11 protein-coding genes and 1 riboswitch are annotated in these 13,540 nt (G+C 46.8%); of the genes, 6 read left to right on the top strand and 5 right to left on the bottom strand.

The features are described from left to right. Positions 1–10 precede the first annotated feature (10 nt). Positions 11–3,034, top strand: coding sequence for a two-component regulator propeller domain-containing protein (locus ORJ01_RS02770; RefSeq protein WP_306176898.1), 3,024 nt, complete (start codon positions 11–13; stop codon positions 3,032–3,034). Positions 3,035–3,089: 55 nt separating this feature from the next. On the opposite strand, the gene dxs is transcribed toward ORJ01_RS02770, so the two are convergent. The 3 genes from dxs to xseB are packed head-to-tail and all read right to left on the bottom strand — an operon-like array spanning position 3,090 to position 6,105. Further along, positions 3,090–4,958 (bottom strand): 1-deoxy-D-xylulose-5-phosphate synthase, encoded by a 1,869-nt coding sequence (dxs, locus tag ORJ01_RS02765; RefSeq protein ID WP_306176897.1) that lies wholly within the window; start codon positions 4,956–4,958, stop codon positions 3,090–3,092. Positions 4,959–4,972: 14 nt separating this feature from the next. Next, positions 4,973–5,860 carry a (2E,6E)-farnesyl diphosphate synthase gene (gene ispA / locus ORJ01_RS02760; protein ID WP_226749834.1) on the bottom strand — a complete coding sequence of 296 codons (888 nt, stop codon included), beginning with the start codon at positions 5,858–5,860 and terminating at the stop codon, positions 4,973–4,975. A 2-nt stretch (positions 5,861–5,862) separates the two neighbouring features. Then, positions 5,863–6,105 carry an exodeoxyribonuclease VII small subunit gene (gene xseB / locus ORJ01_RS02755; protein WP_229584958.1) on the bottom strand — a complete coding sequence of 81 codons (243 nt, stop codon included), beginning with the start codon at positions 6,103–6,105 and terminating at the stop codon, positions 5,863–5,865. 211 nt (positions 6,106–6,316) lie between these two features. On the opposite strand from xseB, the gene pomA reads away from it, so the two are divergent. The 3 genes from pomA to thiI all read left to right on the top strand — a co-directional run bounded on the left by pomA (position 6,317) and on the right by thiI (position 9,576). Continuing rightward, the gene (gene pomA / locus ORJ01_RS02750) at positions 6,317–7,087 is read left to right on the top strand and encodes a flagellar motor protein PomA (protein WP_226749836.1); all 771 of its coding nucleotides are present in this window, start codon (positions 6,317–6,319) and stop codon (positions 7,085–7,087) included. After that, positions 7,084–8,034 (top strand): flagellar motor protein MotB, encoded by a 951-nt coding sequence (locus ORJ01_RS02745; protein ID WP_306176896.1) that lies wholly within the window; start codon positions 7,084–7,086, stop codon positions 8,032–8,034. Before pomA ends, ORJ01_RS02745 begins: the two co-directional genes overlap by 4 nt. A gap of 84 nt (positions 8,035–8,118) precedes the next feature. Further along, complete coding sequence (gene thiI / locus ORJ01_RS02740; protein WP_306176895.1) at positions 8,119–9,576, top strand: tRNA uracil 4-sulfurtransferase ThiI; 1,458 nt, start codon at positions 8,119–8,121, stop codon at positions 9,574–9,576. On the opposite strand, the gene ORJ01_RS02735 is transcribed toward thiI, so the two are convergent. Then, complete coding sequence (locus ORJ01_RS02735) at positions 9,573–10,463, bottom strand: ketopantoate reductase family protein (protein WP_306176894.1); 891 nt, start codon at positions 10,461–10,463, stop codon at positions 9,573–9,575. The two genes, thiI and ORJ01_RS02735, sit on opposite strands and share 4 nt — an antisense overlap. Further along, complete coding sequence (locus ORJ01_RS02730; RefSeq protein ID WP_226749840.1) at positions 10,439–10,810, bottom strand: VanZ family protein; 372 nt, start codon at positions 10,808–10,810, stop codon at positions 10,439–10,441. Before ORJ01_RS02730 ends, ORJ01_RS02735 begins: the two co-directional genes overlap by 25 nt. 83 nt (positions 10,811–10,893) lie before the next feature. On the opposite strand from ORJ01_RS02730, the gene ORJ01_RS02725 reads away from it, so the two are divergent. Beyond that, positions 10,894–11,376 (top strand): YajQ family cyclic di-GMP-binding protein, encoded by a 483-nt coding sequence (locus ORJ01_RS02725; protein ID WP_226749841.1) that lies wholly within the window; start codon positions 10,894–10,896, stop codon positions 11,374–11,376. A gap of 71 nt (positions 11,377–11,447) precedes the next feature. Next, positions 11,448–11,653, top strand: a riboswitch (cobalamin riboswitch). A 35-nt stretch (positions 11,654–11,688) separates the two neighbouring features. Continuing rightward, positions 11,689–13,461: a TonB-dependent receptor domain-containing protein gene (locus tag ORJ01_RS02720; RefSeq protein ID WP_306176893.1), complete on the top strand. Its 1,773-nt coding sequence runs from the start codon at positions 11,689–11,691 to the stop codon at positions 13,459–13,461. Positions 13,462–13,540 lie beyond the last annotated feature (79 nt).

Below are 13,540 nucleotides of genomic sequence, written 5' to 3'. Positions count from 1 at the left end.
GGAGGGCTGCATGTCTCGTTTTCTGTTCATCATCTTTGTTTTGATGTGTCAGAGCGCTTTGGCGGCCCCACCTTCCGTGTATGACTATGATCTGAAGCACTGGACCAGTGCCGAAGGCTTATCAAGCAATTCTGTTCGAGCGATCACGCAAGATAAACTTGGCTATATCTGGCTCGGTACTCTGTATGGTTTAAACCGCTTTGATGGCCAACATTTTGAAGTATTTAGTAATGAAACCCATCCGAAATTAGCCAGTAATGCGATTACGCGTTTACTGACCGACAGTGACGGTAAAATATGGATCGGTACCAAAGCGGGTTTGTCGGTGCTGGATCCTGCCACCCTAGAATTACAACGCTTACCGATTTACAGTGAAGTGACTTCGTTGCTTGAAGTAACACCAGGTGAAATTTGGGTCGCCGCCGATCAATTATTTAGTGTGCAGCAAAATAAGGTACGCCGCGTCGAGCAAGTTAAAGCAGTGGTCAGCCAATTAGCCCAAACCAATGAGCAAATCTGGGTGATGGCCAGCGATTATTTGCATCAGCGCGCGGCCGACGGCAGCTGGCAACAATTCGCCTTGCCACTTGTATTAGCACAAAACCCCGTGTACGACTTAGCATGGACCGATAACGGTTTACATATCGCCAGTGAAAACGGTTTATTTCGGTTACAAAGCGACGGTGAAATTACCGCGCAGTCACTGCCTGACGACACCATGGCACCGGTATACCGCTTGTTACAAGATAATACTGGCGCGCAATGGCTTTCTTCTTATCGTAAACTATTTTTTCAATATCCCGGACAAGCTTGGCAAACGGTTACGGTTGCCGAACTTGGCAGTTCACCTTGGTTTAGCCGGGTATTTCAAGATAAAGAGCATAATATTTGGCTAACCAGTTTTAGCGATGGCATTTTTATGGTCAATCGCAGTCAAATTCGTCGGTTAGTCCCCGGAAGCGATCCTATTATTCGCAGTGTCTCACTTACACCTCAAGGTAAGCTGTTATTAGCCAGTCAAAGCGAAGTAGGCTATTTAGACATGGCTGAACGTTTTCAGCCCTTGATCTCTGCCGAACAATTACAAGGGCAAACGGTAAACGATCTCTATTGGCCTGGCCCTGAGCAGCTATGGCTGGGGCTGGAGCGCGGTTTATACCAATATGATGTGAAAACGGCCCAGCTCAGCGTGTTATTTCCCCAGTTACAAGGCCAAGCCGTTAGGGTGGTAAAACCGGCGGAACAGGGCGGCATATGGATCGGTAGTCTTAATGGTTTATATCATGCACAAGATAATGTTTTAACCTTACTTCCCTTTAACGCCGAATTAGAATCTAAACAGATCACCACTTTAAGTCAGCATAAAGGCCAAGTATTGTTTGGCACCAGTCGTGGTTTGTACCGTTGGCAAAATGCACAATTAACTCGTTTAGGCATCGGCAGTGCCCTTTATAACGCTTATATTTTAGCGGCATTAGTGTTACCCGATGGCACTGTGCTGGTGAGTACTTTAGATGATGGTGTGTATATTCAAAGGCCCAATAACGCGTGGTTACATTTGCACAGTGGTAATGGCTTATTACATGGCCCTGCCTTAAGTTTTTATTTTCACCAGCAGTCGGGTTGGCTCTGGTTGAGTACGCATAAAGGGATCTTTCGGTTACGTGTCGACAGTTTGCCGCAAGCCGCCAATGAGGGGTTTCGTTTAGAAGAAGTGCTATCGCCCTACGATAGGCAGATGGGCTCGTTAACCAGCCGTTGTTGTAACGGTGCAGGCCAGTCTAAAGTAGCGTTCTGGCAGCAACAGCTATGGTATCCAACATTACGCGGTTTGGTTGCGGTACCTGAAGAATTAGATAGTACTATCCCCAAGACATTAAGACCCATTTTAAAGAAAATCAGTGCTCAGCAGAGTTATCCGCTGTCGGGTCAACAACTGCGGCAAGTTCTGGAGCGGCAAGAGCGCAATCTGACCATCAGTTATTCAGCACTTGAATATACTCGGCCTGATAGTGTGATTTTTCGTTATCAGTTAATGGGCTTTGATCAGCAGTGGCATGAAGTGGTCGATCGGCGCGAAGCAGTTTATACCAACCTGCCACCTGGCAACTTTACCTTTAAATTACAGGTAAGGTATAACTATCAACATTGGTTGGATGCCCAAGAAACGCAAATTCAATTAGTGATCCCGCGCCGCTTTGATGAAACCTTGGTGTATCGCTTGCTTTGGCTCTGTTTGTTATTGTGTTTGTTTTATGGCTTGTTTTGGCTTTATCGGCAAAATAACTTACATAAACAGGAACAATTAACCAGTTTGGTGCGTCAACGAACCCAAGAATTAGAAAACACCAATCAAAAGCTGAATGAATTGAACGAGCAACTCAGTCAATTAACGCATCGTGACACTACCACCGGCTTACGTAATAAACGCTTTATGTTTGAGCAGCTGCCAAAAGATATCGAGCACTTTCAGCGCAATCGTCAAGCGTTAACCGAGCAGGGTAAAACGATTGCTTTGTTGTTGCTTGAACCTGATCATTATCAGCAAATTCTTTTAAAGTATGGCGTTAGCACTGCGGATAGTTTGTTACAACAATTAAGCTCGTTATTAAGTCGAGAAACACGCGGCTCAGATTATGTGGTACGTTTTGTCGATGCACGTTTTGTTGTGGTGTTTCGTGATATCGCGCAAGAGTTGGTGGCATCTTATAGTTGCCGGTTGCTAGAACAGATTGCGGCCAGTCATTTTACTTTGCCCGATGGTGAAGTGGTTAATCTAACCGCGTCTGGTGGTTATGCACTGTATCCATTACCTTTACTCGGTGGCCAGTTGTTGAATTGGGAAAGCTCAATGCAATTAGCCGAGCAGGCATTACTGCAGTTAAAAGCTCAAGGTTTAAGCGCGGTGGTGGGCAGTTTGGCTTTTGCCAGTCAATTGGATGCGTTTGAATTTGAAGAGAGTGTTGATTTACCGTTGCAGATTAATCGCTTGTTAGCTGAAGGGTTGATTTGGTTAGAGCAGCATCGGATTTAGCACGGCTTTTGCAAAGACGACACCCACGTTTTGGGTGTCGTTTGTTTAGCGCATACTACTCTTCTTTTAATAAACGCTGCGCTTGTGCCAAAATACCGGCACTGTCTAAGCCTAATTCTTGATAAATCTCTTGTTGCGTACCGTGTTTAATAAACTCATCTGGTAAGCCTAAGTTGAGGATCTGGCCTTGATAATGTAGCTGCACCAAGTACTCATTTACCGCAGAGCCGGCACCGCCCATAATGGCGTTATCTTCAACAGTCATCACGTAGCTGTGATCCACAGCTAATTGCTGTAACAGTGCAGTATCTAATGGCTTAACAAAGCGCATATCAACTAAGGTGGCGCCAAGCGCTGTGGCCGCTTGCTCACAGGCGCCAAGCAGTGGACCAAAGGCCAAGATAGCCAATTTTTTACCGCGCTGTACCACTTTTGCTTTACCCAGTGGTAATAACTCCATCGTTGTTGCCGCCGCTTGATTGTTACCGCTACCTCGTGGATAGCGAACGGCGGCCACCCCGTTATGTTGATAGCCGGTATAAAGCATTTGCCGGCATTCATTTTCATTGGATGGCACCATAATGGTGATATTGGGAATGCAGCGTAAAAAGCTGATATCAAAAGCACCTTGGTGAGTTGGGCCGTCAGCTCCTACAATGCCCGCGCGGTCAATGGCGAACAACACATCTAATTGTTGCAGCGCCACATCGTGGATCAGTTGATCGTAACCGCGCTGTAAAAAGCTCGAGTAAATAGCCACTACTGGTTTTAAGCCCTCAATAGCCATGCCTGCGGCCAGCGTCACCGCATGTTGCTCGGCGATGGCGACATCAAAATAGCGCTTAGGAAAGCGTTTTGAAAACGCCACTAAGTCAGAACCTTCTCGCATGGCAGGGGTAATACCTTGGAGCCGCTCATCTTGCTCTGCCATATCGCAGATCCACCGGCCAAATACATTGGAAAAGGTTGGTGCACTGGCTTTTTTAGCCGGTTGCGTTTTAGCCGCGGGATCAAATTTTGCGACCGCATGATAACCAATCGGATCGGCTTCGGCAGGGGCATAGCCTTTACCTTTTTTCGTGACGATATGCAGTAGCTGAGGGCCTTTAAGCTGGCGCATATTGCGAATGGTATCGACCAAGCCCAATACATCGTGACCATCAATTGGGCCGATATAATTAAAGCCAAGCTCTTCAAAGAAGGTACCGGGTGTTACCATGCCTTTAAAGTGTTCTTCAGCGCGGCTGGCTAACTGATGTAATGGTGGCATGTTGCTGAGGATTTTTTTGCCGCCCTCACGCAAGCTAGTATAAAAACTGCCCGATAAAATGCGGGCAAAGTATTGGTTTAACGCGCCAACGTTCTCTGAAATAGACATTTCATTGTCATTTAAGATCACTAGCATGTCCGGTTTAATTTCACCTGCGTGGTTTAAGGCTTCAAATGCCATACCTGCTGTAATAGCGCCATCGCCGATAACCGCTACAACTTTGCGTTGATTCTTAGCTTGTTGTGCTGCCACAGCCATGCCTAAGGCTGCGCTGATGGAAGTACTGGAGTGACCTACCGATAACACGTCATAGACACTTTCTTCCCGATATGGAAAAGGGTGTAGGCCTTCTTTTTGGCGGATGGTATGCATTTGATGACGACGACCCGTGAGGATCTTGTGTGGGTATGCCTGATGACCTACATCCCAGATCACCCGATCAAAAGGCGTGTTGTAAACATAGTGCAGGGCAACAGTCAGTTCGACGGCACCTAAACCTGAGGCAAAATGACCACTACTTTGGCTAACGGTTTTTAATAAAAACTGCCGCAGTTCATGGCTCAGTTGGGGTAAGGTTTCCTGAGGTAACTGCCGAAGTTCATCGGGCAAATTAGCCTTAGTTAACAGTGGATATTCCGTCATATCAATTTGCATAACAAATGCCTATGTTAAAACTTTCTGGCAATAATATAGTGGGCAAAGCGTGCAAGCTCAGCCGTATCGTAGGGTAGCCGTTCGAGGGCGGCAAGGGCTTCTTGATAAAGTTGTGCCGCTTTATCTTTGGCGCCGGCCAGCCCCAATAAGGCCGGATACGTAGCTTTGTTGGCTTTAAGATCAGAACCCTGTGTTTTTCCTAAAGTGGCCGTGTCGCTTTCAATGTCCAGAATATCGTCCTGCACTTGAAAGGCCAAACCTAGCGCACTAGCAAACTTTAACAAATCCAGCAGGATTTGTTCATCTTCTACCGGGCTGGCGTAATAGGCTAGTTTAACTGTGCTTTCAATTAATGCACCCGTTTTTAAACGATGCATTAACTCCAATTTCTCTAAGGTGATTTTTTGATTGGTTTGTGCCAAGTCTATCGCTTGGCCGGCACACATGCCGGTGGCGCCTGCTGCTTGTGCTAGCGTTTTCACCATTAACACCTGCCGACGTGGGCAAACCTGTTGGTAATCATGACTGCTCAATAGCTCAAAAGCAAAAGCTTGCAGTGCATCTCCGGCTAAAATCGCCGTGGCTTCACTATAAGCTTTATGGCAAGTGGGTTTGCCGCGGCGTAAATCGTCATTATCCATGGCCGGCAAGTCGTCATGAATTAATGAATAACTGTGGATCGCTTCAATTGCCACTGCTGGGGCATCGAGATCAGACAGTTTAGCACCTAACATTTGACCTAGGCTGTATACCAGAAAAGGTCGAACCCGTTTGCCACCCAGCAACAAACTGTAAGCCATGGCATCATGCAACAAGAAGTTCGTCGGAACTGTTGTTGCAAGCGCCTGTTGCAGTTGTTGTTCTACCCGCTGCTGAAATAGCGAAAGACTGGTTGGGGCCAAGGTTAGTCTCCTGTTTGCGGCTCAAACGGCTGCAAAGGTTCAGGTTGTTGTTGTAACAAAATCTGGACTTTTTGTTCCGCCGCGTGCAGTTGCTGCTGACTGTGTTTGACCAAACTGATCCCACGCTCAAATTGACCTAAGGCTTGCTCTAAAGACAGCTCACCCTGTTCCAACTGTTGGACGATGTGTTCGAGTTCTTGGATGGATTGTTCAAACTGACCTGGGTCTGCAGATTTTTTACTCATATTATTCCCCAAAAAAACTGTGCGCAACCTTATCGTAGCAGGCTATTATGGTCAATGAAATTGCGTATAGTAACGACTAAATTGGTATTCTTTGCTTATTTATTGCTTAATGATTCAGAGTTAAGGTCGATAACTAGTTTGCAGCTGATATAAAATAACTAAAATTAAGATTCAAAAGCCAGCCCCGGCACTGTTTTGGAAGGAGTAGGATGTGGATTTAGCGACCCTAATCGGATTGATTGGCGCAATTGGCTTTATTGTAATGGCGATGTTTATCAGTAGTAGCGGTGACGTCGGCATGTTTGGTGATTTGGTCTCGGTGCTTATTGTATTTGGTGGCTCGGTATTTGTTGTACTAGCTAAATTTACCTTGGCTCAATTTTTAGGTGCAGGTAAAGCGGCTGCCAAAGCATTTATGTTTAAAATTGAATCACCAGAAGAATTAATTGAAAAGGCCGTGCAATTAGGTGGTGCCGCACGTCAAGGTGGTTTTTTAGCCCTAGAAGAGGCTGAAATTCCCAATAGCTTTATGCAAAAAGGCATTAATATGTTGGTGGATGGCCATGACGCTGATGTTGTGCGAGCTACCATGCAGAAGGATATTTCGTTAACCGAAAAGCGCCATGAAACGGCTATTGCTATTTTTCGTAGTCTGGGTGACGTAGCACCGGCTATGGGAATGATCGGTACCTTGATTGGTTTGGTGGCGATGTTATCTAACATGGATGATCCTAAAGCCATCGGCCCGGCGATGGCGGTGGCATTGTTAACAACGTTGTATGGTGCCTTTGTTGCCAACGTTATGGCCATTCCGTTGGCCGACAAATTAGCGATCCGCAACCAGCAAGAAAAACTAAACAATATGTTGATCTTAGATGCGGTATTAGGCATTCAAGATGGGCAGAATCCAAAGGTTATTGAAGGGATTTTACGTAACTATTTAGCGCAAAATAAACGCGAAGTAGCAGGAGAGGCGGCATGAGTGACGAAGAAGAATGCAAATGCCCACCGCCTGGGTTACCCGCTTACATGGGAACCTTTGCTGATTTAATGGCGCTTTTGATGTGCTTCTTCGTGTTGTTATTAGCATTTTCTGAAATGGACGTGTTGAAGTTTAAACAAATTGCCGGCTCTATGAAGTTTGCTTTTGGTGTGCAAAATAAAATTGAAGTGGATGATATCCCCAAGGGAACCAGTGTTATTGCCATGGAGTTTCGCCCTGGGCGGCCTGATCCCACGCCAATTGAAACGATCCAGCAGCAAACCATGGAAATGACCCAGCAAGTCATTGAATTTCAAGCGGGTGAAGAAGACTCTGCCGGCGGGCGCCAAGACCAACGCGATGATCAAACCGGTGGGCAATCGGCATTAAATGCTGAGGAGCAAGAAGCTGCCGAGGCTACAGCCGCCGCTGCCGCAGAAGCCGCCCAAGAGCAAGTTAATGAAACGGTGAAGAAGTTAGCTGAAGAGCTGGAACAACAAATCGTTGACGGCGCAGTCGAGTTAGAATCATTGGGGCAGCAAATCATTATTCGTATCCGCGAAAATGGCTCTTTCCCGTCGGGCTCTTCTTTTTTACAGCCGCGCTTTATCCCGATAGTGCGGCAAATTGGGGTGATGCTCAATGATATTCCCGGTGAAATTACCGTCAGTGGGCATACTGATGATTTTCAGGTGGGTGATGAGTTACATGCCAACAATTGGGATTTATCGGCTAAGCGAGCCGTTTCAGTGGCCACCGCTTTAATTGCTGCGCCGGGCTTTGATCGAAACCGCATTGTCGTGGTAGGGCATGCTGATACTCGCCCCTTGATGCCAAATAATAGTGAGCTAAATCGTCGGCGTAACCGGCGTGTCGAAATCTCGATCATGCAGGGCAAGCCTAAGGTGTCTGAACCGATCAGTTTTGAACCGGCAACGAATCCTTAAGTCAGCAAACGCCTAATCGCTTGATTAGGCGTTTTTGTTACGCTTAGTTATAATGCGCAACATTGTTAGCTAAATGCGCCCATCATGCTCGAATTTATTATTAAGTTGCATCCTGAAATCGCCATCAAAAGTAAGTCGGTGCGCAAGCGTCAAACGTTGCTGGTGGAGCAGAATCTCAGAACCTTACTAAAACATCTGCCGCATAAAGTGAAAGTCACCGGTTATTTTGATCATCTAACGGTCACTAGCCAATACGAGACAACCGCCTGGCGCCAAGAATTAATTACACGTTTAAAATGTATCCCCGGTATTGTTACCTTTGCTCAGATGCAAACGCGCCAGTTCACTGATTTAGCCGATCTTTTTCAGCAAGTTGCGGCGGTTTATCAGTCTCAAATTATGAATAAAAGCTTTTGTGTCAGGGTGAGACGCCAAGGTGAACATGCATTTAGTTCACTCGACGCTGAGCGTTATATTGGTGGCGGCTTAAACCAATTAGTAAATAGCGCGCGAGTGCGATTAAAGCAGCCTGACTTAGAGATTAAACTAGAGATTAAACAGCAGCAATTTTTACTGGTCACCGAAAGCTTCACAGGCATGGGCGGCTTACCGATCCCATCGCAATCGGATGCCTTGTCGTTGATCTCAGGCGGTTTTGATTCGGCTGTTGCGAGTTATCTAATGATCCGCAAGGGTTTACGTACCCATTATCTGTTCTTTAATTTAGGCGGTGCAGCTCATGAGAACGGTGTGCGCGAAATCGCCTTTTATCTATGGAAAACCTATGCAGCCTCGCATCGGGTGAAGTTTGTCAGTGTCGACTTTGCCCCCGTTGTGGCAGATATTTTGGAGCATGTGCCCACGGGTTTAATGGGTGTCGTTTTAAAACGCCTGATGATGCAGGTGGCCAGCGCTATGGCTGAAAAGCTTGGGATCTCGGCGGTGGTTACCGGTGAAAGTATTGGCCAGGTCGCGAGTCAAACTCTGGCTAACTTAGCCGTGATCGATCAAGCGAGCCCCAGCTTAGTTTTGCGGCCGCTTATTTATCATGACAAACAAGATATTGTGGATTTAGCAAGACAAATTGGTGTGGCCGAGTTGGCGGGAAGTATGCCGGAATATTGTGGCGTGATTTCACAAAATCCGACAGTGAATGCCATCCTCAGTGAAGTCATCACAGCCGAAGCACGGCTCGATCCGCGCAGGATAAATCAAGCCATTGAGCAAGCTAAAATCCTCGATATTCGGACCGTTGAATATCAAGCAGAACAACAAGCGGGTGTTATCGCTACCGAGGCGATATTACCGGCTAGCGCGATCGTGTTAGATATTCGCAGTCACGACGAAGTCGACGCGCGGCCACTGCAATTACAGCAGCATCAGGTACTGACCATTCCGTTTTACCGTTTAGCTACGGCATTTGCACAATTAGATCAGCAACAGCAATATTACTGTTATTGTGAACGTGGCGTGATGAGTCGTTTACAGGCTTTATTGCTGCAAGAGATGGGATTTAATAATGTTGCAGTGTATCGGCCTTAAGTATCTTGCAGCGCTTGCCATAGTGCTTGATTGGCCGGAACCGCTAGCTGATGTTTTGCCGCCGTGGCGACAATAAAGCCGGTGATCACGCTAAGCTCGGTGGGGCGGCCATGGTAATAATCTTGCTGCATTGATGAATAGTTATTGGCCGTCGCGGTGATCACTTGTTGCACTTGCGCAAAGGTTGCCGTAAACGGCAAATCAACTTGTTCAAGCGACGCCAGCTGACAGACTTCACTGACAATTTGCTGTAATTGAGGTTGATGCTCTGTCGCCGCTAAAGCACCATTTTTACAATTTAACACTGCAGTGAGCGGGTTAATAGCCGCATTAATCGCCAACTTTTGCCATAAAGCCGCTATGCTATTCTCGGTGACGGTTAACGGGCCTAAGGCCTGATTTAAAGCCGTGAAAACGGCTTTGCGATGTGCACTCGCGGCTTCATTCAGTGGGCTGAGCATACTTTTACCTTGGCCGGTATGGCGGATCTGCTCCGTTTGTCGTAAGGCACCATGGCTAGTCGTTAAAAACCAGATCCCTTGCTTAGCCCGTGCAAATTGCCGCAAAACCGCAAGGTCTGGCATACCATTATGCGAAACGACAATTTGGGCGTTGTCAGTGAGATGCGGTTGTAGTTGGGTTAAGGCTTCGGTAACGGCATAGGCTTTTACCGGTAAAAACAAGGCATGGATGGGGGAGACGGCCGCTTGAAAATGGCATTGTTGCTCGGTGTGATCTAGCGCCAAAAAGCGCACGCTTAACGATTTAGGTTGACGCAACCACAAACGCACGGGTGTATTGGCCTGTTGCCACCGGCAGGCAGCAAGCAGGCCAATAGCACCTTGGCCAACGACGGTCCAGTTTAACGCTTGCTGCGTGGTCGCCATAAATGCCACAGTTTACGCACAACAAAAAAGGTTAAAACCCCAGCCATATCGGCCACCCAATCCCAAAAATCGCCCGTGCGTCGCGTATAGTTTTCTTGTATCACTTCAATTAAGGCGCCATAGATTGCCATCAAAAGTAGGATTTTCCAAAACACTGCGCGAAAGCCTTTCCAAATTAAGCCACTGAGTACAAAGAAAATACCAAAATGGGCCACTTTATCGAGATTTTCAATTTTAAAAAAAGACAATTCGCCAGCAAGCTTGTGGCCGTTAATCTCGGCCATAAAGCCAAAAGTGGCTAACAGCAGACATAATAAAAACAAAAAGCGATAAAACGATTGCGGCACGTTCTTATCTCCGATAAATGGGGCTCGGATTGTAGCAGTTTTCTGGTTATAATCACCAGCATAGACCGAGATAGGAGAGCAAAATGCCCGCTTTTGATATAGTTTCTGAAGTTGACCAGCAAGAGGTACTAAATGCGGTTGATAATGCTAACCGTGAATTACAAACGCGTTTTGATTTTCGCGGCGTAAATGCTGAATTTACCCTCAAAGATAAACAAATTAACATGGTGGCTGAGGCAGAGTTTCAGTTACAGCAAATGCTCGAAATCTTTTTTGCCAAAGCGGTGAAACGCAATCTAGATGTGCGCTCTTTTAAAGAAGGCGATGTAGTGCACTCGGGTAAAACTTACAGTTTAGCCTTATCGCTGCGCCAAGGTATCGAAACGGATATGGCGAAAAAGTTGGTTAAATTAATTAAAGACAATAAGTTAAAAGTGCAAGCCGCTATTCAAGGCGATCAAGTGCGCGTTACTGGTAAAAAGCGCGATGATTTACAAGAAGCGATTGCGGCGGTGCGTGCAGCTGAATTAGAGCAAGCTTTTCAATTTACCAACTTTCGCGATTGATTTGCAGTTAAGACTTCTAGAAGTCTATTGACTTGGCGCTGATTCAGCGTAAACTTGCGGCGGCTCTTGATAGAGCCGCCGCTTTTTTAGGTGCTTGGTCGCTGCTTTTTAATGTCATCGACCAAGTTAAACGGGAATCTGGTGTAAAACCAGAGCTGCCCCCGCAACGGTAAGCAACTTAAAGTATTTCATCCGCCACTGTCGCAAGATGGGAAGGCGAAATACTCGCGTCAGCAGGTTGTTAGCCCGGAGACCGGCCTAAAAGTCCTTCAAACCAAAGAAATGTGCGGTGGGCACATTGCTGGAGTATCTATGTTTAAACCTTCTTGGGCGCTGCTGTTGTCAGCCGTCCCTGCTGCTGTATCCGCGACTGACGTGGTCGAACATATCAGTGTTTACGCTAATCGCACCCCTGTAGCCACTTCCGAAGTGTTAGCCAGTGTTTCTGTGCTAGATCGTGCAGATATTGAGGCTCGTCAAGCCAGTGATTTACCTGCTTTATTAGCGCAATTACCCGGTATTACTATTTCTCGTGACGGTGGCCGTGGCCAAAATAGCGGTTTGTATTTGCGTGGCGGGAATAATGGCCATACGCTCGTATTGATTGACGGCGTGCGCAGTGGCTCCGCCACCTTGGGTTATAAAACCTTATCGATGTTGCCCTTAGCGTTAATTGAACGAATAGAAGTGATCCGTGGCCCTCGAGCGGCATGGTATGGTGCTGACGCCTTAGCTGGAGTAATTGCTATTACCACTCGTCAAGCCAGCGGCGTGGAATTAACTGCGGATGTTGGCAGTTATGGGCAGGCTGGTGCTAGCATTAATGCCAGTCAACATCATGGTGATCTGACTTTGAGTGCTACTGCTGGGTATAGCCGGGCCGATGGTTTTAATGTGCGTAACGATTTAGATAACGATCGGGATGGTTACCAACAACGTTTTGCTAAACTGGTGGCAGCTTATCAAACCCGATTGGGTCTTTGGCGTGGTCAGGTGGATGTTAACTCCGGTTTTTATCAGTTTGATACGGCCTGGGGCAGTGAAGATCAAGCTGAAACGTTAAACCGCAGTTATTTGTTGGGCTGGGAACATCAGCAAGGATCATGGCAACATCAAGCACAATTCAGCCGAACGCTGGATGATGACACGACTTATGGACCTGTTTCGCAAAGCCCATATGTGACTGAACGCGATGAATTTAACTATCAAGCAGCCACCGCATTGACAGATAGCCTATCGGGTTTAGCGGGCGTGAACTGGTATCAAGAGAGCGTAGCACGCTCAGGCGTAGCCTATGTGCAGGATAATCGCCTTAATCGTGCCGCCTTCGCTGGTTTACAATTTGCTGCGCAAGGCTTGCGTTTAGACGGGGCAGCGCGCCGCGACCTTACTGACCAATACGGTGGTAACACGACCTGGCAATTAGCTGCAGGTGTTGATCTCAGTGATGCGATGCAGCTCAGACTGAGCCGGGGTTCGGCTTTTAAAGCGCCGACCTTTAACGACTTGTATTATCCTGGTAGTGCCAATCCCGATTTACAACCAGAAAAAACTTTGTCGAATGAAATTGCACTGAGTTATCAGTTAGCCGCTGCGACGTTGCAGTTAGCCTGGTTTAAGCAAGATGTTGATAATCTGATCCAGTTTGATTTTGCGACCTACACACCACAAAACATTGAACGTGCCAAAATTTCTGGCGTGGAACTCAGTGTTGATCTGCGTTGGGATTCTTTAGAGCAAACAATCAGTTATAGCTGGTTGGACACTGAAAATACCTTGACTGGGCAACGGTTAGCCCGCCGACCTGAGCACAATGTGAATTGGCGCTTGACGCAACAATGGCAGCAGTTATCGGGATTTGTGACGGCGGATTACCAAAGCGATACCTATCAAGGTGAGTATGCCAGTAGCCCATATCTAGGTGGCTTTACTGTGTTTGGTGTGGGCGGTAGCTTTGCATTATCCCCAGCTTTATCGTTAAGTGCTAAGGTGGATAACCTGTTTGATAAGCATTATCAAACCAGTTCGGGTTATGAAACTGCCGGCGTAAACTTTGGTTTAAGCCTGCAATATAAATTGCCTTAAACGCCTAGTGATTAAACGCTAAAGAAAAAAACCAGCGCTGCATTTGCTACCTAAGTTGTTATACTAGGCTGCAGTCAGC

It is taken from the genome of Alishewanella sp. SMS8 (assembly GCF_030737935.1).
Lineage (GTDB): Bacteria > Pseudomonadota > Gammaproteobacteria > Enterobacterales > Alteromonadaceae > Alishewanella > Alishewanella maricola.
The sequence above is the reverse complement of the archived record's forward strand: the minus strand, read 5'-3'. Positions and strand labels throughout refer to the sequence as shown.

Coding starts and splice junctions, on each gene's coding strand:
- ORJ01_RS02770 (WP_306176898.1), top strand. CDS start 11: ATGTCTCGTTTTCTGTTCATCATCTTTGTTTTGATGTGTCAGAGCGCT.
- dxs (WP_306176897.1), bottom strand. CDS start 4,958: ATGCAAATTGATATGACGGAATATCCACTGTTAACTAAGGCTAATTTG.
- xseB (WP_229584958.1), bottom strand. CDS start 6,105: ATGAGTAAAAAATCTGCAGACCCAGGTCAGTTTGAACAATCCATCCAA.
- ORJ01_RS02745 (WP_306176896.1), top strand. CDS start 7,084: ATGAGTGACGAAGAAGAATGCAAATGCCCACCGCCTGGGTTACCCGCT.
- thiI (WP_306176895.1), top strand. CDS start 8,119: ATGCTCGAATTTATTATTAAGTTGCATCCTGAAATCGCCATCAAAAGT.
- ORJ01_RS02735 (WP_306176894.1), bottom strand. CDS start 10,463: ATGGCGACCACGCAGCAAGCGTTAAACTGGACCGTCGTTGGCCAAGGT.
- ORJ01_RS02725 (WP_226749841.1), top strand. CDS start 10,894: ATGCCCGCTTTTGATATAGTTTCTGAAGTTGACCAGCAAGAGGTACTA.
- ORJ01_RS02720 (WP_306176893.1), top strand. CDS start 11,689: ATGTTTAAACCTTCTTGGGCGCTGCTGTTGTCAGCCGTCCCTGCTGCT.